21 protein-coding genes and 2 pseudogenes are annotated in these 22,046 nt (G+C 61.0%); 14 read left to right on the plus strand and 9 right to left on the minus strand.

Annotated features, from left to right (window positions below):
- Positions 1-278: 278 nt before the first annotated feature.
- The 6 genes and pseudogenes from LC343_RS24175 to LC343_RS24200 form a co-directional block, all read right to left on the minus strand.
- Complete coding sequence (locus LC343_RS24175; protein WP_223479718.1) at positions 279-677, minus strand: acyl-CoA thioesterase; 399 nt, start codon at positions 675-677, stop codon at positions 279-281.
- A gap of 2 nt (positions 678-679) precedes the next feature.
- Positions 680-1,735 carry a LacI family DNA-binding transcriptional regulator gene (locus LC343_RS24180; protein ID WP_223479719.1) on the minus strand — a complete coding sequence of 352 codons (1,056 nt, stop codon included), beginning with the start codon at positions 1,733-1,735 and terminating at the stop codon, positions 680-682.
- Between the two features lie 105 nt (positions 1,736-1,840).
- Positions 1,841-2,326, minus strand: coding sequence for a hypothetical protein (locus tag LC343_RS24185; protein WP_223479738.1), 486 nt, complete (start codon positions 2,324-2,326; stop codon positions 1,841-1,843).
- A 55-nt stretch (positions 2,327-2,381) separates the two neighbouring features.
- A pseudogene (locus LC343_RS25415) lies at positions 2,382-2,612 on the minus strand (hypothetical protein); the annotation flags it as partial.
- A 162-nt stretch (positions 2,613-2,774) separates the two neighbouring features.
- Positions 2,775-4,397: a GMC family oxidoreductase gene (locus LC343_RS24195; protein ID WP_223479720.1), complete on the minus strand. Its 1,623-nt coding sequence runs from the start codon at positions 4,395-4,397 to the stop codon at positions 2,775-2,777.
- Positions 4,398-4,400: 3 nt separating this feature from the next.
- Complete coding sequence (locus LC343_RS24200) at positions 4,401-4,850, minus strand: MaoC family dehydratase (RefSeq protein WP_223479721.1); 450 nt, start codon at positions 4,848-4,850, stop codon at positions 4,401-4,403.
- Positions 4,851-5,105: 255 nt separating this feature from the next.
- On the opposite strand from LC343_RS24200, the gene LC343_RS24205 reads away from it, so the two are divergent.
- The 11 genes from LC343_RS24205 to LC343_RS24255 all read left to right on the plus strand — a co-directional run bounded on the left by LC343_RS24205 (position 5,106) and on the right by LC343_RS24255 (position 18,175).
- A complete protein-coding gene (locus LC343_RS24205; RefSeq protein ID WP_223479722.1) occupies positions 5,106-5,525 on the plus strand; it encodes a MaoC family dehydratase in 420 nt (139 codons plus the stop codon).
- A gap of 38 nt (positions 5,526-5,563) precedes the next feature.
- Positions 5,564-7,150 (plus strand): GMC family oxidoreductase, encoded by a 1,587-nt coding sequence (locus LC343_RS24210; RefSeq protein ID WP_223479723.1) that lies wholly within the window; start codon positions 5,564-5,566, stop codon positions 7,148-7,150.
- Positions 7,151-7,512: 362 nt separating this feature from the next.
- Positions 7,513-8,727, plus strand: a complete 1,215-nt coding sequence (locus LC343_RS24215; protein WP_223479724.1) for a CaiB/BaiF CoA transferase family protein — start codon at positions 7,513-7,515, stop codon at positions 8,725-8,727.
- Positions 8,727-9,542, plus strand: coding sequence for a 3-ketoacyl-ACP reductase (locus tag LC343_RS24220; RefSeq protein ID WP_223479725.1), 816 nt, complete (start codon positions 8,727-8,729; stop codon positions 9,540-9,542). Before LC343_RS24215 ends, LC343_RS24220 begins: the two co-directional genes overlap by 1 nt.
- A gap of 52 nt (positions 9,543-9,594) precedes the next feature.
- Positions 9,595-11,124 carry a sugar ABC transporter ATP-binding protein gene (locus tag LC343_RS24225; RefSeq protein ID WP_223479726.1) on the plus strand — a complete coding sequence of 510 codons (1,530 nt, stop codon included), beginning with the start codon at positions 9,595-9,597 and terminating at the stop codon, positions 11,122-11,124.
- Positions 11,125-11,215: 91 nt separating this feature from the next.
- Positions 11,216-12,199 carry an ABC transporter permease gene (locus LC343_RS24230; RefSeq protein WP_223479727.1) on the plus strand — a complete coding sequence of 328 codons (984 nt, stop codon included), beginning with the start codon at positions 11,216-11,218 and terminating at the stop codon, positions 12,197-12,199.
- A gap of 41 nt (positions 12,200-12,240) precedes the next feature.
- On the plus strand, positions 12,241-13,173 hold the full coding sequence (locus tag LC343_RS24235; protein WP_223479728.1) for a substrate-binding domain-containing protein: 933 nt from the start codon (positions 12,241-12,243) through the stop codon (positions 13,171-13,173).
- 69 nt (positions 13,174-13,242) lie between these two features.
- Complete coding sequence (locus LC343_RS24240; protein ID WP_223479729.1) at positions 13,243-14,202, plus strand: dihydrodipicolinate synthase family protein; 960 nt, start codon at positions 13,243-13,245, stop codon at positions 14,200-14,202.
- Between the two features lie 13 nt (positions 14,203-14,215).
- Positions 14,216-15,007 carry an enoyl-CoA hydratase-related protein gene (locus tag LC343_RS24245; protein WP_223479730.1) on the plus strand — a complete coding sequence of 264 codons (792 nt, stop codon included), beginning with the start codon at positions 14,216-14,218 and terminating at the stop codon, positions 15,005-15,007.
- A 33-nt stretch (positions 15,008-15,040) separates the two neighbouring features.
- Positions 15,041-16,645 (plus strand): GMC family oxidoreductase, encoded by a 1,605-nt coding sequence (locus tag LC343_RS24250; protein WP_338018612.1) that lies wholly within the window; start codon positions 15,041-15,043, stop codon positions 16,643-16,645.
- Positions 16,646-16,678: 33 nt separating this feature from the next.
- Positions 16,679-18,175 (plus strand): aldehyde dehydrogenase family protein, encoded by a 1,497-nt coding sequence (locus tag LC343_RS24255; protein ID WP_223479732.1) that lies wholly within the window; start codon positions 16,679-16,681, stop codon positions 18,173-18,175.
- Between the two features lie 18 nt (positions 18,176-18,193).
- Here LC343_RS24255 and LC343_RS24260 read toward each other — a convergent pair whose 3' ends face one another.
- Positions 18,194-19,015 (minus strand): Cof-type HAD-IIB family hydrolase, encoded by an 822-nt coding sequence (locus LC343_RS24260; protein WP_223479733.1) that lies wholly within the window; start codon positions 19,013-19,015, stop codon positions 18,194-18,196.
- 299 nt (positions 19,016-19,314) lie between these two features.
- On the opposite strand from LC343_RS24260, the pseudogene LC343_RS24265 reads away from it, so the two are divergent.
- Together LC343_RS24265 and LC343_RS24270 are read left to right on the plus strand one after the other, a co-directional pair.
- A pseudogene (locus LC343_RS24265) lies at positions 19,315-19,623 on the plus strand (IS110 family transposase); the annotation flags it as partial.
- 40 nt (positions 19,624-19,663) lie between these two features.
- Entirely contained in the window at positions 19,664-20,179 is a 516-nt protein-coding gene (locus tag LC343_RS24270) for a hypothetical protein (protein WP_223479734.1), read from the plus strand.
- A 299-nt stretch (positions 20,180-20,478) separates the two neighbouring features.
- Here LC343_RS24270 and LC343_RS24275 read toward each other — a convergent pair whose 3' ends face one another.
- Positions 20,479-20,673: a hypothetical protein gene (locus LC343_RS24275; RefSeq protein ID WP_223479735.1), complete on the minus strand. Its 195-nt coding sequence runs from the start codon at positions 20,671-20,673 to the stop codon at positions 20,479-20,481.
- A 359-nt stretch (positions 20,674-21,032) separates the two neighbouring features.
- On the minus strand, positions 21,033-21,674 hold the full coding sequence (locus tag LC343_RS24280) for a recombinase family protein (RefSeq protein ID WP_223479736.1): 642 nt from the start codon (positions 21,672-21,674) through the stop codon (positions 21,033-21,035).
- A gap of 81 nt (positions 21,675-21,755) precedes the next feature.
- Between LC343_RS24280 and LC343_RS24285 the strand changes: the two genes are divergently transcribed.
- The coding region (locus LC343_RS24285) for a DUF4158 domain-containing protein (protein WP_223479737.1) at positions 21,756-22,046 on the plus strand (291 nt) is incomplete at its 3' end.

The following is a 22,046-nucleotide window of genomic DNA, read 5'->3' on the forward strand; positions in this document are numbered from 1 at the left end:
GCGAGCGCTTCAACGACAAAACCTTCCGGCGCCAATCGAGAGTATGAAAATCTCTGAACCATCGGCCAAATCTCCCTGCAGACAACAAAGAGTCAGCGTCAAATTCAGCAAATGTGAGTCAGAGCCCCGATTCCACGGTCATTGACACTCACACCATACGAGTTCGCCTGCAAGGCATGGACTTCCCAGCCCGACCGCTTCACCGTCAACCCGCTCCAGCAAATGCCGGGACTAAACATTTAGTTCGACATCACAGATGCCGGACGGCCTAATGTCGGCTACTGGTCGGTCAGCATAGCATTTCGGAATTTTGGGGGCCACGGATGAGGCCGGTAGTCGACCATGCTGATGTGAACAAGCGTGATCGTCGAGCGGAAGCGGATCTCGTCACCGAGCGCCGCCGCGATCGCCAGCCTGATGCTTGTGGTCCCGATATGCTCGACAACCAGCCGCAGTTCGATGCGTTCGCCGAGCCGCGTCGGCATCTTGAAGTCGATATTCAGGGAGACCGCCGGGATGGCCGTTTTCATCGGCCCGTGAATCTCGGCGAAGCTTAAACCGATGCTTTCGAACCAGTCTTCCACCGTCGCGTTGATCATCTCAACATAGCGCGGGTAGAAGACGATTCCGGCCGGGTCGCAGTGCTGGAAGCGGATGAGTTCGACGCGGGTGAGCAATGCTATTTCCTCGAAGCTGATCCGGCCGGGCCCGTGCTGTCCCGCACAATCAGGCGGGTGGGAAGTTCGGTGGCGATGGACGTTTCCTTTTTCTCGCCAAGGCGGATGAGCGCGTCCGCGGCTGCTTCGCCCATTTCGCGGGCGGGGACATTGAGCGTCGTCAGTTCCGGCGTGACGAGTTCGGCGATTTCGAGGTTGTCGAAGCCTACCACGGACACTTCCCCCGGCACTGCGATGCCCGCCACGTGACAGTACTTGATGGCGCCGACCGCAAGGATGTCGCTGCCGCAGAAAATCGCCGTCGGTCGCGGATGCGTCTGCATGAGCGAGCGCATGGCGGCTGCCCCGCCGTCGATCTTGTAGGGCGCTTCGAGGACGACGATGTCGGATGCCGGGACGCCTGCCTCGCCGAGCCTTGCCAGAAAGCCGTCACGCCGCTGCGTGGCGCGATCATTGCCTCGCGTGACGCCGGCAACCATGCCGAATCGTTTGTGGCCGAGTTCGAGCAGAAAACCCGCAACCGTCGCGCCGGCGAGCCGGTTGTCGAGGCCGACGGCGACGGCGCCAAGACCGAGTTCGCAGGTGTAGGTGAAGACCGGCGCGACGCCAGCCCGCCGCAGATATTCGAGGGTGTCCGGATGATGCTCTAGGCCTACGAGCACGATCGACTCGACGCCGCGACCAACCAGCAGCCGCGTCTGGATTCTTTCCTGCTCCAGGTCGTAGTCGGAGGTGCTGATGATCACCGACTTGCCGTGCTGGGCCAGCCGCTCCTGAAGGCCGCTGACCATCTTGGCGTATATGGCGTGGTCGAGCGTCGGGATGATGACGCCGACGAGGCTCGTATTCTGCGACCGGAGCGCCCGCGCCGAGTTGTTGGGCACATAGCCAAGCTGGATGGCGGCGGCGAGCACACGCTGTTTCTCGGCAGGCCCGACTGTCGGATGGCCGTTGAGCACACGCGACGCCGTGGCGACGGAGCAGCCTGCCAGCAGCGCAACATCCTTCAGCTTGACGACGCCGGTGTCCGCGGCTGGATTGCGGCTCGCCTTGGCCATTACGATCCTCCTCCTCCCATCACGCCAATGCCAGTGTGGTCACGGGTGATCGCCAAAGGAAAGGGCTGGTGTCCCTTCCACATCGGCTATCTTGCGGCGATGCTCTCATCCAGAGAAGCCCGTGTAGGGCTTCAGCGGAACGATGGTGATGTCGAGCATCCCGGCGCTGGCGAAAGGCAGCGTCCTGATCTTGTCCCACACATAGTCCTCGTCTGGCCCCTCGACGATCTGGCAGGCACCGCTGCCATCCGCCCTATGCCAGATCTGGCGTGTGAACTGCTCCTTGTAGAGCTCGCGGGCGCGGGCGACTTCGAGGTCGAACTTTTCCGCGAACTGCTTGGCTGTGAACTCGCCGCTGTTTCGTCGTGTCAGGACAAGGAATTGCATGGAAGGTCTCTTTTTGCGTTGATCGAATTCGGCCGCTGACCAGGGCATGTAGTTGCCCTGCGTGTCGATATAGGGTCCGTTGTCCGTGGCCTGCTCGCCGTCGACCGTGCGCTTTATCAGGACGGCGCTCTCGGCCGGCAGGTTCGGGGCATCGGCGCCGCCCATGGTGGTGCGCATCCAGCCCGGATGAATGACAAGGGACAAGGACCGTGACGCCGTCTTTGTGCCAGTTCATCGCGATGCTACGTATCTGGCTTTTCACCAAAGCCTTTGACGAATAATAATCATAGGTGCCGGGATGGTTCGACACCGAACCCCAATCGCTCGAGATCGTCACCAGTTTGCCTGCGCGGGGGGCAACGAGGCTCTCGCGTGGTGCGGACGATACACGGGCTGGGCCAGGCGTGTTGACCTGGACGTAGTTGCCGGCTTCGAGCGCCTTGATCGAGAACGCGGCATGAAGATGCGGCGGAAGCGGATCGTAGATCACGTCGAGCGTCGTGCCGGCGATCAGCTCTTCGCAGCTGCCGTTGACCGTTGCGATGCTCTGGTCGCGGGCGAAGGCGTCGGCTGCTCCGGGACGCCGCGCCGCCGGCTCTATCAGCGCACACGGTGCGGTACGCGACGCACCCCAATACGCCAAATCGAAGCATCACGATGCCTCCCGTGCCGCCATGCGGTTGCCGATGATCATGTCCGCCGCGCGCTCCGCGATCATGATGGTCGTCGCATTGGTATTGCCGGATACGAGTTGCGGCATGACCGACGCATCAGCGATGCGCAGGCCTTCGATGCCGCGAACGCGCAGGCGCGTGTCGACGACGGACGCGTCGTCCTCACCCATGCGGCAGGTGCAGGTGGGATGATAGCCGGTGCGCGAGGCCTTGCGCACGAAGGCTTCGAGCTCATCGTCGCTCGCGACCTGCGCGCCCGGGTAGTGTTCGCGCACGAGATGCCGGCTGATGGCGCTCTGCTCCATGATCCTGCGCCCCAGCTTGATGCTGTCGATCGTTCCGGCGAGGTCGTCTGGGTGCGACAGAAAATTCGGATCGATCAGGGGATGATCCTCCGGTCGACCCGACTTCAATGTCACGGTACCGCGCGATTTCGGCCGCACGAGATAGGCGTTCAGCGTACAGCCCGCGCCGCCCGCAATATCGGGAACGCCCTCATCGATGCCGGCTCCCGCCAGGAAGTGGAACTGCACATCCGGCCGGCCCTCACGCGGCCCGCTCCACCAGAAACCTCCGGCTTCGACGATGTTCGAGGTTATCGGCCCCGAGCGGAACAGTGCGAACTGCATCCCCGCCCAAGCCTGCCAGTGCAGCTTCCGGTACTTGTCGTAGCTGTTGGCGTTGGCCACCTCGTAAACCAGGAAGATGTCGAGGTGGTCCTGCAGGTTCCTGCCGACATTCGGGCTGTCGCGCACTACGTCGATGCCGTGCGCCCTGAGGTCGGATGCCGGGCCTATGCCGGACAGCATGAGAAGCTTCGGTGTGCCGATAGCGCCCGCGGTCAGGATCACCTCACGGCCAGCGCGGATCGTGGTGCGCCCGCCGCTGGCGTCGGCCTCGACGCCGGTGGCGCGGTTGTTCTCTATGATAATGCGGCGGACCTGGGCATTGGTTAGGACGCGCAGATTGCTGCGCTTCAGGGCAGGACGCAGGTAGCAGTTGGCGGCGCTCGACCTGCGCCCGGCGCGATTGGTGACCTGATACAGCCCGCACCCAGCCTGGGTCCCGGAGTTGAAGTCGCGGTTGTTGGGAATGCCAGCCTGCTGGCAGGCCTGCACCCACGCGTGCGACATTGGGCTAACATGGCTCGGGTCCGATACGAGCAGGGGTCCGTCAATCCCGTGCGTCTCGTCGGCCAGGCTCTGGTTGCCTTCCGACCGCACGAAATAGGGCAGGATATCATCATAGCCCCAGCCGGTGCAGCCATGCTCGTCGCGCCAGCCGTCGAAATCCTCCGGGTTACCGCGGATGTAGATCTGGGCGTTTATGGAGCTCCCGCCGCCGATGACGCGCGCCTGCGCGTAAGGCAGGCGAATGTCGCCCTGGTGCTTCTGCGGCGTCGTCTCGAAACCCCAAGTGTAGCTCGGGCCCGTCGTCTTGTAATAGGCGACCGGCAGGTGGATGTATGGGCTGCTGTCGCGGTTTCCGGCCTCGACCAGGATGACGGTGCAGCTCGGATCCGCACTGAGCCGCGCGGCCAGCGCACAGCCCGAACTGCCGCCGCCGACGACGATGAAATCTGCCTGCAAAGGCTTGGCCATCGTTTACCGCCCGCCTTTGTTCTTCACCCATTTCAGGATGTGGGTTGCGATGGCGACCGTCTCGCCGCGCTGGTTCACGACTGCGATGTCGGCCGTGGACCGGCGCTTCACCTCATCGATCGCGGTAATCGCATAGTTCACCGTGACGGTGTCGCCGAAGAAGACAGGCCCCAGGAAGCGGACACGGTCATAGCCTAGGGATACGGGCGTCTCGCCTTTGCCATGACCATCGCGCGATCGCTCCACCATCATGCTGGACGTCGTGGACATGAAGCCTACCATCAGTGCGCCATGAGCGATGCGCTGGCCATATGCCGACTTCTCCATCCGTGCCTGGTTCACGTGCACCGGCGCAAGATCGCCGGTCGTACCAGCGAACTGATATACGTCGCTTTCACCTACCGTTTTCGAAAAGGAGACGACATCTCCGACAGATAGATAGAAGTCGTCCATCCTACCTCCCAAATGGCGTATATTTCGCACATTAAATGAAATCGTTTTCTCATAATTGCGGACTTGCGTCAATGTAAAATCGACGCTGACGGAACGCAAAATTTAAAATCGCGTACCCCAGTTGACACATCTATCGGAGACATGAGAAATCGATTTCTAAATAGCGACCAGATCGACGGATTTGCGCGCGCGCCATATTTTGTCACGGGCGGCTGAGCACAATGACGAAGTGGCGAAATAACGTGGAGGATGAAATTGAGCTATCCATTGGGGCTGGGCGCCCGCTCCGAATTTTCCAAGACGATATCGGAAAGCGACGTATATCTGTTTGCTGGTATCACCGGCGATCTTGCGCCGGTGCATGTGAATGAGGAGTTCATGCGAAGCAGTCCTTACGGACAACGCATCGTGCATGGCGTGCTGATCATGGGGCTGATGTCGACAACCGTCACCCGCATCCTGGAAAAGGCTGAACCTTCGGACCGTGTCGGCGTCTCGCTCGGCTTTGACGGCGCACGTTTTGTCAAGCCCGTCTTCATCGGCGACACCGTAACGGTTCAGTACGAGGTCAGCGAAATCGACGAGAGCAAGAACCGATCCCTGGCTCGTGTCGAGGCTTTCAATCAGAGCCGCGAACTGGTGTGCAAGGCCACGCACATCATGAAGTGGGTCTGACGCGGTTCCGGGATCAACGGTTCAGCGAGGAAACTGTCTTGTCGATCAGCGAAGCAGATTACATTGTTGTTGGTGCAGGCTCGGCTGGTTGCGTTGTTGCCAACCGCCTGTCTGAAGATCCTGGCGCGCGCGTCATTCTGATGGAGGCGGGCCCGAAAGACAAAAGTCCTTTCATTCATCTCCCTGTCGGCTTTCTGCGCCTGATGCAGACTGGATCGGTCGACTGGAAGTACCACACAGTCGCGAACCCGCGCATAATGCATGTCCCGCGGGGAAAGGTTCTGGGCGGCTCGAGTTCCGTCAACGGCATGGTCTACATGCGGGGCGCGCCGGCCGATTACGATCAGTGGGCCCAGATGGGCAATCGCGGCTGGGCCTACGAAGACTGTCTGCCCTATTTCAAGAAAGCAGAGAGCTTCGAAGGTCCGCCGGGCGACGCCAGGGGCAGTGATGGACCTCTGGTAACCCGCCAATCAACCATCGAACACCCGCTCGCGCGGGCTTTTCTAGCCGCGGCGCAATTGAAGGGCTTGCCTGTGAGGCGCGACTTCAACGACGGTGAGGATCAAGAGGGGGTTGGCCCGATGGACGCGACCATCGCCAACGGAAAACGTTGCAGCGCTGCGGTTGCATATCTACGGCCCGCAGAGCGCCGGGAGAATCTTCAAATTCTAACGAACACTCTCGCACAGCGCATCGTCTTCGAGGGAAAGCGCGCCGTTGGCGTAGAGGTTCGCCAACGCGGCCAGTTGAAGACATATCGAGCGCGCCGCGAAGTTATCCTGTGCGCCGGAGCCGTCAACTCACCGCATCTCTTGCAGCTCTCCGGGCTTGGCGATCCTGATCATCTGAATTCTATCGGCATCGAGCCGGTCTTTGGACTGCCGGGGGTGGGGAGAAATCTTCAGGATCATCCTGCATTCGCGGTGAAGCAATATTGCACACAGCCGGTCAGCTTGGCGCCGACGGTCAAACCTTGGCGGTCGGCGCTGGAACTGCTGCGCTACTTCGCGACAGGTCGCGGTCTCGCGGCCTCCAATGGTCTTGAGGTGACGGCCTTCTGGCGGTCACGTCCGGACCTTATAGCTCCTGATATCCAGTACACCTTTATTCCGTTGATCTACGAGGACAGCGGCCGGTCGATCATCCGCCACCACGGCTACATGATCTATTTCACCCTACAGCGGCCGATGAGTAGGGGAACGATCCTTGCCGTCGATCGCGATCCGGCCAAAGCCCCCGCCATCGACCTGAACTACTTCAACAGCGCAGAAGACCTGCGCACCATGCGCGAAGCCGTGAAGTTTGCGCGTACGCTGTTGTCGCAGCAGCCCTTCGACGCGTATCGAGGCGACGAGTACGGGCCCGGCCCGGACGTCGTCAGCGATGAGGCTATCGACCGACACCTGCGTCAGAAAGCCGATTCGAATTACCATCTGTCTGGTACGTGCAAGATGGGAAGCGGTCCTGATTCCGTAGTGGACGACCGCCTGCGCGTGCACGGGGTCCAGGGCCTTCGGGTGGTCGACGCATCCATCATGCCGACGATCATCAGCGGTAATACGAACGCGCCGACAATCATGATCGCAGAGAAGGCGTCGGCGTTCATACATGGGTCAGTTTGACCAGAGCCATCTCGGCGAACTGAGCTATGGAGCATCCCGTGGCTTGACGTGTGGTTCGCCTGAGAAGCCGTACGAACGCTTTGCTTCTTTTAGAAAACGTTTTCATTTAGGTTATGAATGGGTCGGGATTGGCGGACGCTCCTTGAAAGGGATTTAGAATCTACCACTGAAAATTTCTCGGTATCCAGATCAAAAGTTTAGACGAATCCTCACGGAAGCCGGCTAATTGCAGATTAGCAGGGGCGTACAAAGAAAATCTTCGATGTTCGACAAGAGAGGTTGACTCTCGTTAGGCGGGGTGAGAAAACGTTTTCTAGGGACTGGAACTGCAGGTCAAGTGGCCCAGGCTCGGAGGAGATTGAATGTTATTGAATGGAATAAAAGTCGTTAGCTTTTGCCACTTCCTCCAAGGGCCGGCGGGCGCGCAATATTTGGCCGATATGGGCGCTGACGTCATCAAGGTGGAACCCATACGCGGCGCCTATGAGCGGTTTTGGTCGGGGGCCAATGTCTTCATCGACGGTATCAGCGGTTTCTATCTTTGTGCCAACAGAAACAAGCGGTCGATCGGCATCGACCTGAAGAGCGAGGGCGGGCGCGCCGTTGCCGCCAAGCTGATTGCAGATGCCGATGTGGTAATGGAGAATTTCAGGCCTGGTGTGTTCGCCCGGCTGGGCTTCACCGACGAGGAGTTGCGACGCCTCAATCCAAAACTGATATTTGCCTCTGCCAGCGGTTTTGGCTCGAGTGGCCCGATGGCCGCCAGGCCGGGTCAGGATCTGATCATGCAGGCGGCTTCCGGTCTGATCAACGCGTCAGGGTCGGGTGAAGGCGGCAACGCATCCGCAGGTGCGGCCATCATCGATCAGCATGGCGGCGCGCTCATGGCGATGGGCATTCTCGGCGCTTTGTTGCGCCGTGAGAGGGAGGGCAAGGGCACGCGGGTCGAGTCCAGCCTGATCAACTCTGCTATCGACCTTCAGACGGAGCCGCTGGTCAACTACTTTGCCGGCGCGATCACCCAGGCCAGCATGCAACGCGAGCGCAATCTCGCGACTTGGTATCATGCCGCCCCCTATGGCGTGTATCCCGCCAAAGACGGCCAAATGGTCATCTCTCTTTGCAGCGATGAGGCGCTTGCTGAGGCCCTAGACAGTGAGCCGCTGCGCAAGATCATCGGTGTCGATCGCTATTCGGCGCGTGACCTTGTGGCGCGGACGGTTGCGGAAGCGACGGCGCGTTTCACGATCGAGGAGCTTTCCGAACGTTTCGAGAAGCATGACGTCTGGTACTCGCCGGTCAATACTTACGACGACCTGCTCGATCATCCGCAGCTGTCGCATATGAACGTGTTCCGCAAGATCGAGATTCGCGGTCGCACCGTCCATCTGGTGAACCACCCCAACCGCTATGACGGTCAGGTTCCGGAGCTGCGGCTGCTGGCTCTGGAGATCGGCGAGCATACTGGCGAGATCATGAGCGAACTCGGGTACTCCCCGGCCGAGAGGGATGCGCTTATCAATGCCGGTGCGGTCGTCTGGTCGCGCCAGGCAGACAAGATTGGTGAGGTCGTCTGATGCATGCCCTGTTGGAAAATCCCGCGGAAGACGGGCCAGCCGCCGCAAAGCTGGGGGCAGCTCTCGTCACCGGCGGCAGGCAGGGCATTGGGAGGGCGATCTGCCTCGAGTTGGCGCGGCGCGGGTTCGATATCGGCTTCGTCGACCGCGTCGAGGACGACAATGTCGCGGAGACGCTGTCGCTGATTGCCGGCACCGGCCGTCGCGGTCATTTCATGCCGCTGGACATCGCGGCGATTGACGATCATGCCGCGATCGTGACGGAGATGGCTGACGAACTCGGATCGCTCAACTGCCTCGTCAACAATGCGGGCGTGCAAGTGTCTGTGCGCGGCGACATGATGGACATCGACCGCTACGAATTCGATCGGCTGGTCGGCGTCAACCTGCGCGGCACTTTCTTTCTGACACAGGCGATCGCGCGCCAGATGCTCGCCGTCGAAGCGCCGGGCGTAGAGCGATCGATCATCACCATCACTTCGGCCAACGCGCATCTTGTGTCGCCGGAAAAAGCCGCTTATTGCATTTCCAAGGCGGCGCTGTCGATGGCCGTGCAGAACTACGCTCTGCGTCTCGCCGAGGCCGGCATCCGTGTTCATGAGGTGCGGCCAGGGCTGATCAAGACGGACATGACCGCCGATGTCTATGACCGCTATTCGCCAGGTATGCTCAATGGCGATCTCTGCGCGTTGCGGCGCTGGGGTGAGCCGTCGGACATAGCGCTGGCAATCGGGACCTTGGCGACGGGAGCCATGCCCTACAGCACGGGCGACATCTACAACGTCGGTGGCGGTCTCCAGATGCCCCGTCTGTAGAATTTTTTCGCCCGCTCAAGAAAACGATTTCACGTCGAAGGGAGGAGGGAAGATGAGTTCGATCAGTATCGATGAAACCACCCGCGATCCGGCTTTCCCCGGCGTCTTCCTGCGCATGGACTCGATCGAGAAATCCTTCCCGGGCGTGAAGGCGCTGCAGGGCGTTTCGTTCTCGGTAGCGCGTGGCGAGGTGCATGGCCTCGTCGGCGAAAACGGAGCGGGCAAGTCGACGCTGATGAAGGTTCTGGCCGGGGCGTATCACGCCAATGGCGGCCAGATGGAGCTCAATGGCGAGATCATCACTGCGCCCACGCCGGCTGCCATGATCGAGCGCGGCGTGGCAGTCATCTATCAGGAGTTCGCCCAGGCCGATCACCTGTCGGTGGCCGAGAATATCTTCATGAACCGCCTGCCGCGCAACCAGTTCGGTCAAATCAACTGGGCAGTTGCAGCCCGTGACGCCGAGACGGCGATGAGCCGGCTGGGGTTCAACATAGATCCCCGCCGGACGGTCGGTAGCCTCAGCGTCGCCCAACGCCAGATGGTGGAGATCGCACGCGCCAGCTCGCGCAACGCGCAACTGATCGTCCTCGACGAACCTTCGGCGGTGCTTGGCGACAACGAACTGGAAAAGCTCTTTGCGACGATCCGGTCCCTGCAGGCCGAGGGCGTCGCCTTCATTTATATCTCGCATCGCTTGAAGGAGATTTTCGAACTCTGTCAGCGCGCAACGGTGCTCCGCGACGGCCGCATGGTGTCGAGCCGCCCCATCGAGGAGTGGACGCCCGACACGCTGATCCAGTCGATGGTCGGTCGGCCCATCGCCGACTACTTCCCCAAGCGCAACGCGCAACCTGGCGAGGAAGTGCTCGGCGTCAGCGGCTTCAGCCGCGGCAAGGCGCTGCGCAATGTCAGCCTGACGCTACGGCGCGGTGAGATCGTCGGCATCTGCGGCCTGGCAGGCGCCGGCCGGTCGGAGCTCCTACGCGCCATTGTCGGCCGCGACCCTGTCGATGCGGGCGAGATCAGCCTGCACGGCAGGAAGCAGGACATAGCATCGCCGCGCAAGGCGATCCAGCTTGGCCTCGGCTTTGCGCCGGAAGACCGCAAGACCGAGGGATTGTTCCTGTCTCAGTCGGTCAAGTTCAACGTCACTATCTCGAAGCTCGGCCGCTTCGGCAGCCCCGCCAAGCTCAATCTCGGTAAGGAGCGCGGCGCGGTTCGCGACTATGTGCGCCAGCTGCGCGTCAAGACGCCGGAGGTTGACACCAAGATCGGCACGTTGTCGGGCGGAAACCAGCAGAAATGCGTGATCGCCAAGCAGCTCAACGCCCAATGCGACATCCTGCTGATCGACGAGCCGACGCGCGGCGTCGACGTCGGCGCGCGACGCGAGATCTATGAACTCCTGGTCGATCTGGTCGAGCGCGAGGGCCTCGCGGTCCTCATGGTTTCGTCGGAACTGCCGGAGATCATCGGCATGTGCGACCGCATCCTGGTGATGCGTGAGGGCGAAATATCGGCCGAGCTTCCGCGCGGCTCCTCCGAAGAAGAGATCATGAAACACGCAACATTCCACTAGCGGTGCTGCAGGGCTCCGGAAGCGCCGCAAACGCAAAGCAGGAACACGAGCGCCTTAAGGCGCGACGTCTCAGGACATAGGGAAGACTTCGATGGCTGCTCCAGACAGGATGACCGAAACGGCCGGCCGCAAATTTTGCATCGGCCTGCCAAGGGGCGCCGGTTTGGTCTGGGTCCTGATCGGCCTGTGTATCCTCGCGACTTTTCTGTCGCCGTCCTTCCTAAATCCTGTCAACGTCACCAACGTCCTGCGTCAGGTTGCGCTGTTCGGCATCGTAAGCGTCGGCATGACCTTCGTCATCCTGACGAAGGGCATCGACCTCTCGGTGGGTTCGATCCTCGGCGTTTGTTCCGTCACTACAGCGCTGCTGCTCGTGGCAGGCTGGACAATGCCTGCGGTAGTAGCAGCCGTCCTGGTGATCGGCGTCCTCATGGGCGCCGTCAATGGACTTGGTATCACGCTGGGCGGTATTCCGCCGTTTATCATGACTCTGGGTATGATGGTCATGGGACGAGGCCTGGCGCTGACGCTCGCTAACGGCCAGCCCGTCAGTATTGGCGGACGCGCTGATGAGTTCATGTGGCTTGGGCGCGGCGCGGCGCTCGGCCTGCCAGTGCCGGTGTGGATCTTCGCGATCGTCGCGGGAGTAGCGATCTACGTGCTGCGCTATACTACCTACGGACGCCAGATCTACGCCGTCGGCTCGAATGCCGAGGCTGCGCATCTCTCTGGTATCAATGTCGGTCTGGTGACCTTTAGCGTCTATATGATCAGCGGCTTCCTTGCCAGTCTGACGGCGTTGATTTTCGTCTCCCGGCTCACAGTTGGAGAGCCTACCGCGGGAACCGGCATCGAACTGGAAGCTATCGCCATCACCGTCATCGGTGGCACAAGCCTGTTCGGCGGCGAGGGCGGCATTCTCGGCACCATCATCGGCGCCGGTATTTTGGCGATTCTCGCCAACATAATGAATTTGTTGGGAATTTCACCATTCACTCAACAGATCGTCAAGGGCGCCATCATCATCGGGGCGGCGCTCTACGAAATGCTTGGGAAGCGCCGCTCTCGGCACTGACCACGGCACCCCGAACCAAGTCTCAACGGAGGAACATCGAAGTGAAAAAGAGAGATTTTCTGAAATCGGCGCTGATGGCCGGCGCGGCTGTGATGCTGGCGACGCAGGTTATGGCGCAGGACAAGATCAAAATCGGCTTCAGCCAGGGAACCATGAACCATCCGTGGCGCGTCGCCATGGTGGAAGGCAACAAGGCCTACGCCGCCGAGAACCTGCCGGATGTCGAGTTGATCGTTACCGACGGCCAGAACGAATCGTCGAAACAGGTCACCGATGTTGAGTCGCTGATGGCGCAGGGCATCAAGGTGCTGATGATCAGCCCGCTGACGGCCGACGCCCTCACACCAGTGGTGGCCGACGCCATGGCTGCGGGCATCAAAGTCGTGTCGCTTGATCGTAAGGTTAACACCGACGTCACAGTACACGTTGGCGCGGAGAACACGCCTATTGGCGTCGCCGCCGGAAAATTCATCGCTGAAAAGCTCAATGGTACCGGCAAAGTCATCGAGTTACAGGGGACGGGGGGCGCTTCGGTGACGACCGACCGGCACGATGGTTTCACTGCGGCACTTGAGGGAACGAACGTCGAGATCGTCGCTGCACAGAACTGCGATTTCCTGCGCGAGAACGCAATGAAATTTATGGAGGATCAGCTTCAGCGCTTCGGACCCGGCCAGATCCAGGCCGTCTATGCGCACAACGACGAAATGGCTCTCGGCGCTATTCAAGCGTTGGAAGCCGTCGGTCGCCTGGATGAGGTGATCGTGGTCGGAATTGACGGACAGAACACGGCATTCGACGCGATCAAGGAAGGTAAGATGGCGGCGACGTTCGTCTACCCATATGTCGCGCCGGAGGGCATGGAGATTGCCTATAAGGTCGCCAAGGGCGAGGCCGTCGATCCGATTATCATCCTGCCCGGCAAGCAGGTCGACGCTTCGAATGTCGACGAAATGCTCGGCAAGGGCTTCTGATAAAATCCGGACCGCCCGGGCAACTGGGCGGTCCACCCGCACCCGCACAGGAACGACAGGAGAGCAACAATGGGCGCAACGCAATTTGAACCGAAGGGAGTGATCCCCGCTTGCCTGATGCCGTTCAACGCGGATCTGAGTATCAATGAGGCGGCGTACCGCGCGCACCTCGAGGACATTGCCTCGGTCAAGGGGCTCGCCGGCATTACGATCAACGGGCACGCGGCCGAAGTTCACGCCCTGACGATCGAGGAGCAGAAGCGCGCCGTGGTCGTCACCAAGAATGTGCTCCAGTCGCGCCTCCCGACCATTGTCGGCATCTGCACGGAATCCAGCCTCGAGGCGGGTCGCCTTGCAGCCTACGCCCAGAAGGAAGGTGCCGAGGGACTTCTGGTGTTTCCGCCGGCGTTCATGAGCCTCGGCGGCCATCTTCGACCGGAGATGATCTACGGACATCTTCGCCATATCACGGAAGCCTCCGACCTGCCGATCATACTCTTCCAGTTCCCGATTGCGTCGCAGCTTTCCTATCCTGTGGACACGCTTCTCGAGCTATGCCGCCGTTTCCCGACCATCCGCGCAATCAAGGATCAAATCGGCGACGGCAACCAGCATGAGCGCCACATCCGCGAGCTGCATGCGCTGGACAAGCCTGTCTATACACTGACCACGCACAGCGCTTGGCTCCTCGGCTCGCTGGCGATGGGCTGCGACGGCCTGCTGTCGGGAGCGGGCAGCGTCGTCGCCGATCTGCAACTCGCCCTCTTCAACGCCGTGAAGGCGGATGATCTCAAGACGGCGCGCGCCATCAACGACCGCATCTATCCGACTGTCCGCGCCTTCTATGACGCGCCGCTGCTCGACATGCACAACCGCATGAAGGAGGCGCTGGTATTGCTTGGCCGCATGAAAGAGGCGCATGTACGCCCGCCGCTGGTCAAGCCATCCGCTGCCGAGCTCGAGAAGATCGGCAGGATGATGAAGCTTGCCGGCCTCACCGCCGACAACGTCTATCAGTACGCCGCCTGAGACCGGTGCGGCCATGAGCGGAACGCAAGCGCAGGACGACCTGATAACGGCATCGAGGCCGGCGCCGGGTATCGTCCAGCTCAATCTGAACCGGCCGGATAAGCTAAACGCCCTGTCGAAGGCCTTGCTGGCGCAGCTTCTGGACCATCTCCACAAAGCAAGCGCTGACGACGGCATCGGCTGCGTCGTTATCACTGGCAACGGTCGCGCCTTCGCGGCCGGTGCGGACATTTCCGACATGCTGGAGCGCGGCGTCGCTTCCTACGTCGATACGGATCGTCTCGGCGTCTGGGCGGCCATCGAGGCGTTTTCGAAGCCGTTGGTCGCTGCGGTCAACGGGTATGCGCTCGGCGGCGGACTGGAATTGGCGCTGCTCTGCGACGTGATCGTCGCGTCGAAGACGGCGCAGTTTGCCACGCCGGAGATCAAGATAGGCTCTTTTCCTGGTGACGGCGGCACGCAGCGCTTGCCGAGACTGGTCGGGAAATCCTTTGCCATGCAGATGGTGCTGACGGGTATGATGGTCAGCGCCGAACTGGCCGAGCGGAAAGGGCTGATTTCGGAAGCGGTCGAGCCGGATGAGTTGCTACCGCGCGCGTTGGAGATTGCCTCCGAGATCGCGCGGATGTCGTCAGCGATCACGCCCTACGCTAAGCGTGCCGTCAACGCGGCGTTCGAACTGCCGCTCGGGCAAGGGATTGAAGAGGAGCGCCGGCTTACTGTTGAGGCGTTCGCGACGGAGGACCGAGTAGAAGGGTTGCGCGCCTTCAAGGAGAAGCGTCCCCCTCAGTTCAAGGGAAGATGAGCAGGGATGACGCGGTCGAGCTGGGATTATATTGTGGTAGGCGCAGGCTCCGCTGGTAGCACGCTTGCCAACCGCCTATCAGCCGACGGGCAGACGAAGGTCCTGCTCCTTGAGGCCGGCTCGCGGGACTGGAACCCGATGATCCATATGCCGGGCGGGCTTGGCAAGCTGTTCGGCCCAGGGGTCAACTGGCGCTTCCACACGGTGCCACAGATCCATCTCGACAAGCGCGAGGTCTGGTATCCGCAGGGCAAGACGCTCGGCGGATCGAGCTCCATCAACGCTATGATCTATATCCGCTGCCAGAAGGAAGACTACGATAACTGGGCCGCGCTCGGGAACAAGGGCTGGGCCTATGAGGATGTGCTTCCTTACTTCTGCCGCGCCGAGGACAATGACCGCCTGGCAGACCGTTACCACGGCAGTGGCGGGCCGCTTTGGGTGTCCGATCAGGTCGCGCCACATCCGATAAGCCGTGCTTTTGTCAAGGCCGTGCAGCAATACGGGTTGCCTTACAATCCCGACTTCAACGGCGACACGATGTTCGGCGCGGGTCTCTATCAGGTAACATGCCGCTATGGCCGCCGCCGCTCTGCCGCCGTGTCCTATCTTTGGCCCATACGCGGCATCCGCAAGAACCTGAAGATCGAAACCCATGCTCGGGTCACGCGTCTGGTCATCGAGAACGGTCGCGCCGTCGGCGTTGAGCTCACCGAAGGAAGTTCCCGCCGCATCGAATATGCCGACAGCGAGGTCGTGGTTTCAGCCGGAGCGCTCAACTCTCCACGGCTGATGATGCTGTCGGGCATCGGCGACGCGGACGAGTTGAAGACTACCGGCGTCACCCCGGTTCATCATCTCCCGGGCGTCGGCAAAAACTTGCAGGATCACCTCTGCACCAACGTCCACGTTCAGACGCGCGAGCGCATCACCTATGACGGCCACGACCGCTTCCCGCGTTCCGTGCTGCATGGCCTGCAATGGCTGCTGTATCGCACCGGTCCTGTCTCGTCAGTCATCGTCGAGGGCGGCGGCTTCTTTCAGACAGAAGGCGAGCAGACGCCAAACCTGCAGATACACATCGCACCGGCAACGGTCGTGCGGGGCGGCAAGACTCGGATCTCCGGCCACGGCTTCACCGTCAATTCGACTTTCTTGCGACCGCGCAGCAGGGGCTCGCTCCGTCTGCGGTCGTCCAACCCTGCTGACGAACCACTCATCGATCCCAATTATCTGGCCGATGCCTACGATCGCGAGATGGCGCTGAAGTCCGTGCGCCTCATTCGCGAGGTGCTCAAGCAGGAAGCAATCGCGCCCTTCATCGCGCATGAGCGTCTGCCTGGAGACGAGGCGCTGAGCGACCAACAGATCATGGCCTATGTGCGCCAATACGCGTGCTGCGACTACCATCCGGTCGGCACCTGCAAGATGGGCGATGACGACCAGGCCGTCGTCGACGCCGAGCTGAAAGTTCACGGGCTTTCGGCGCTGCGCGTCGTCGACTCGTCGATCATGCCAGTCCTGACCAGCGGCAACACCAACGCGCCGACGATCATGATCGGCGAGAAGGGCGCGGACATGATCCTCGGCCGGCCCGCTCTGCCTCGCTCGGAGCCTCGCTTGAACAAGGCCGCGTGACGCGGCGCACGTTAAACGATTGGAGTAGATGAAATGGATGCGATCTCTTTCCCAGCCGTACCAGACATGGTCCGCGATTTCGGGTTTTACATCGACGGCAACTGGCGCACGGCCGGTGATCGCAAGACGATGGTTCGCTCCAGCCCAGCCGTCGGGAAGGATGTGTCGCGCATCGCGCTGTGCACCAAGGCCGATGTGGATGAGGCGGTAGCCGTCGCGCGCGCCGCGTTCAGCAGCCGTTCTTGGTCTGGAATCACGGGCAAGGAACGCGCCAATGTGCTGCTGCGCGCCGCGCGGTTGATCCGAGAGAACCTAGAAGAGCTGGCGCTATGGGAAACACTTGAGGCCGGCAAGCCGATCTCGCAGTCGCGCGCCGAAATCGGCGATGCCGCGGGCCACTACGAATATTGCGCCGGTCTCGCGCAGACGCTGAGCGGCGAGTCGTTCAACACGCATGGCGACGACATGTTCGGCGTGGTGACGCGCCAGCCGATCGGCGTCGTCGGCCTGATCAATCCGTGGAACTTCCCCTTCATAGTTCTAGCCGAGCGCGTTCCGTACATCCTGGCGTCCGGTAACTCGCTCGTAGTGAAGCCGTCGGAGATGACGTCCGCCACCACCCTGCTGTTTGCCGACATGCTGAAGGAGGCCGGCCTTCCCGATGGCGTCTATAACGTCGTGACTGGCACCGGGCCGGATGTCGGTCAGGCGATTGCCGAACACATGGACATCGACATGATCTCCTTCACCGGTTCGACCCGGACCGGCGAGGCGATCCTCAAGGCCAGTACGTCCAACTTCAAGAAAGCCAGCCTTGAACTTGGCGGCAAGAACCCGCAGATCGTGTTCGCCGACGCCGATCTCGACGATGCAGCCGACGGCGTTGCCTTCGGCCTATGCCTCAACGCCGGCCAGTGCTGCGTCAGCGGCAGCCGCCTCATCGTGGAAGAGTCGATCGCCGACGATTTCCGTGACCGCGTCATCGACAAGCTGTCGAAGGTGAAGGTCGGTGACTGCTTCGATCCGGAGACACAGATCGGCGCGATCGTGTCAGAGCAGCATCGAGATAAGATCCTGAGCTACGTCAAGCTCGGCGTCGAGGAAGGTGCAACGCTCGCTTACGGCGGTGATTCCGTCACGGTCGGAGAAGGGCGCTTCATCGCGCCGACTTTGCTGACCGGCGTGCGCAACGACATGCGTGTGGCGCGCGAGGAAATCTTCGGGCCAGTGCTGTCGCTGATCACGTTCAAGACCGCCCAAGAAGCGCTGGAGATCGCCAACGACTCGTCCTATGGCCTTGGCGCCAGCATCTGGACCAAGGATATCGACAAGGCGCTGCGCATGATGCGCGGCGTCCATGCGGGCCGGACCTGGGTGAACACCACCATCGCCGGCGGGCCGGGACAGCCGCTCGGCGGCTTCAAGCAATCGGGCATCGGCCGCGAGGGCGGCAAGATGGGCGTCGAGGAATACACGGAAGTCAAATCCGTCCACATCGCCATCGGGAAGCGCAGCCCCTGGGTGAGGTAAAGACGATCCGCCGCGCGTTCACCAGAAGGTGGACGCGCAGCGGTCCAGCGCCTGCGCAAGGCCTGCATTCTGGTTCGTATCGGTAACCCACGCCGCGTGTTGCTTTACGTCGTCGGTGGCGTTGCCCATAGCGATCGCCAGGCCCGCCGTCGCGAACATAGAGACGTCGTTCTGTGAGTCGCCGATGGCAATGACATGCTGACGGTCTATGCCGCGGAACCGGCGATATCGCTCCAGCGCCGCGCCCTTGGATACGGACTGGGTGGAAATTTCCAGGAAATTCCAGTGCGAGTAAAGGCAGGATAGCGCGTCACCGACATCCTGCCGGATCGCCTCGACTGCCGGCATCGTCTCCCGATTGCCTATCGCCAGTATCTTCAAAATGGGCTCTTCGACGGCCAGCAGATCAGTCTCGATAAACTGTAGTCCCGTCCTGCGTGACTGCCCTGCTAGCATGTGATCGACGCGGTCCGCATAGACACTGTCTTCCGAATAGACAGACAGCGAGATGTTCGCCTTGCGCGCCGCTTTTACGATGCGCTTGACCAGTGGCTTCGGGATGGCAGCATCCTGATCTTGGTCGAGCGTCGTCCATCGGCCGGCGTCGTGCTGGACGGTCAGCGAGCCGCCAAGGCAAACCGCGGCGTCGACGCCTCGCAAATCATCGAGAATGTGGAAGACGGCGGCCTTGGCGCGCGCGGTCGCAAGCATGGCGATCACGTCCTTCTGACGAATAGCCTGGATAGCGCTGCGCACCTCCGGCAGGACGCGATATTCGTCGGTGAGGATTGTCCCGTCGACATCCATCGCCACCAGCCAGGGAGATGTCGACGACATCATCGCATAATCACGATCAAGTACTCGCTTCGCTTCATGCGCTTCTCGGTCCCTCGCGCTTCGTTGATCCCTTAAAATTCACATTTCGTGAGATCAAGCCGGACAGTGATCGGCCCGCGTTGAAACGTCAAGGCCGAGCGCTTCATCTACACCTCATTCCGTACTCGGCGGAGGGCCACCTATCTCAAAACTCGCGTATAACCTCTGACCTGCCTGACCTGATGTGGTGGACGGCCTCCGCTCCCGGCATCGCAATGTGCCAAAGTGTGGCTGTCGAACGTCACATCGAGGGAGAGCCGTCCATGGAGAAGATTATCACAATTGGGCTGGATGTATCCAAGCATGTGTTCCAGGTTCACGGGATCGATGGCGCTGGCGCGATTATCATCCGCCGCAAGCTGCGCCGTGAGGACGTCGTCGGATTCTTCACTGCATTGTCTCCGTGCCTGATCGGCGTCGAGGCTTGCGCGACCGGACACCACTGGGCTCGAGTTCTTATGGCGCTCGGTCACGAGGTTCGGCTGATGCCGGCATCTTACGTCAAGCCGCACGTGAAGCGGCAGAAGATTGTATGGTTGCCGCCCTCCCCAGACGGCATCGCAATGTGCCAAGGTCGTGGTGTTCAACGCCACGAAAAGGAGAGGACGGCAAATGGAAGATACAATGATCGGGGTGGACCTGGCAAAGAACGCTTTCCAGCTTCACGGCGCGACAATGACGGGGCACTTGAAATTCCGTAAGAAGCTGACGCGGTCACGGTTCCGGCAGTTCATGGCATGCCAGCCGTCTGCTGTGGTTGTGATGGAAGCATGCGGTAGCGCGAGCTACTGGGCCCGGGAAATGGTCAAGCTTGGCCATGAAGTGAAACTGATCGCGCTGCAATATGTGCGGCCCTTTGTGAAAACGATGCTGCCGATGCTGAGGCAATCGTCGTTGCGGCGCAGCGCCTCGAGATGCGTTTTGTCCAGCCGAAGTCGGAAGCTCAGCAAGCCTGCGCTGTGCTGTTCCGAACCCGGGAGCGCCTTCTCCATCAGCGCACCGAGCTTGCCCTGCGTTCGATGCTGTATGAATATGGCCATATCGTTCCGAAAGGAATCGCGCACATTAAGCGGATTGAGAGCATCCTGGCGTCACGACACGAAAGTGGTGAATCTGTCCGACTTCTGAGAACATAAAGTGATCAAGCTGCCAGCATGGATGTCAACGGCGGCGCGAAATCAGGCCATTGGGCGGCGCAAAAGTAGGCCACTTGGCGCCGCAAGCGGGGAACGTCGGGAGGGCGTAGTCCGACCAGAGTTTCGCGCTTGCGGCGTCGGCGATTCTAGAGAGGTTTTCAGCCTGCCTTTCGGGCGCGGCTTTGTGCGAGCCGATAGCTTTCGCCGTTCATCTCGAGGATGTTGACGTGGTGGGGGTCGGTTCCGGCTGAGGGCGGAATGACACCCTAAGCGCGATTTCTTCGGTTTCGGCTAGAGATTGGTGAGGTCGTCCGGATATTGACCGCCCCTCTGGACGAACTGGCCCCAGGTTTCTTCACCGCGTTTCGAGACGACCCGGTGTGCAGGAGCGTCGGAAGCCTCTTCGATGAGACCGAGGCGCATGAGCGGGGCTATCGTTCTGTCGCCGAACAGTTTCTCGTAAGTCCGCTCCTGCAGGTCGAGCATCCACCCTGGCGTCCCGCGTTCTGTGATTGCAGGAACAAGGCGTCCGCCCGAGGCGGGTCGGTCGCCACGCGACAGCGTGAACAGACAAATGGTCCAGAAAGCGTCCTTGGGTCGTGGTGGTATCAGCGCCTATTCCATCGGTCCGCTGTCTGGTTGCGCGATTACGGGAGCGGGCCCGTGTTCACCGTCACGGGTTCCTTCCCGGTATGCTCTTTCAAGTGCATTGGCGAGCGCGCCTGCGGTATCGGCGGAAAGCCCATACTTCCGGTTGTATCGGTCTTTCGCGACGATCTCCCTTGCGATTTCTCTGAAGCGAGCCTTGCGAGATGGATCGGCTCGGGCGTTCCCGGATCGCTTTTTCATGGGGTGGTCTCAATCTTTGGAACCAGAGAAAGTCTGTGTCGCTGTATGATGTCAGCGACGGTGTTCTTGCTGATGCCAAGGTCTCGCGCGATCCAGCGGTAGCTCCGGCCCTCGGCGTTCAGCGTCATGACCTTCGACGCGAGCCGATCCGACTTGGGGCGCTCACCGACCTGACGGCCGAGTTTCTTGCCTCGCGCTTTGGCTGCGGCCAGGCCGGATCTGACCCGCTCGCTGATCAGGTCGCGTTCGAACTCCGCGATGCCGGAGAGGAAGGTCGCCAGCATCCGCCCATGCGGCGACGACAGGTCGAAGGCCATGCCGTTCATGGCGATGACGGAAACCTTCCAGCTCTCCAGCTCGCGGAACGTGTTGAGCAGGTCGATTGTCGAGCGTCCCCATCTGGACAGTTCCGTGACCAGGATCACATCGATCTGCCTGGCCTGAGCGAGGGCCAGGACCTTCTTCCGCTCGGCCCGGTCGAGTTTCGCGCCGGAGCCCGTCTCCTTGAATGTCGCCACTACGTCGTAGCCGGCGCGCTCGGAGAATGCCGACAGGTCACGCTCTTGCCGCCCGCATGACTGATCGGCGGTCGAAACGCGGCAGTAGATGGCGGCACGCTGTCCCAATTGAACCCCCATGGATTTGGGCTTCGGAAGGCCTTGATTTGCAAGGGCGGAGTGTTGTCCAGAACAGACTATACTTCAATAGGGACAGTTTGAATGCCACGACGCCATATTCTCACCGAGCGCCAGCGATCGGCGCTGCTTGATCTGCCGACAGACGATCTGTCGCTGCTGAAGCACTACACGCTGGGCGACGACGATCTCGAAATCATCGAACAGCGCCGGAGACCGGAAAACAGGCTTGGTTTTGCCCTGCAACTCTGCGCGTTGCGATATCCGGGCCGTGCCTTGGCCCCGGGCGAGATGTTTCCGAGCGAAGTCCTTTCGTTTATCGGCGCTCAGCTCGGTATTCCGGCCGATGCGCTCCTCACCTATGCCGCCCGGCGT

The organism is Oricola indica (assembly GCF_019966595.1).
GTDB classification, from domain to species: domain Bacteria; phylum Pseudomonadota; class Alphaproteobacteria; order Rhizobiales; family Rhizobiaceae; genus Oricola; species Oricola indica.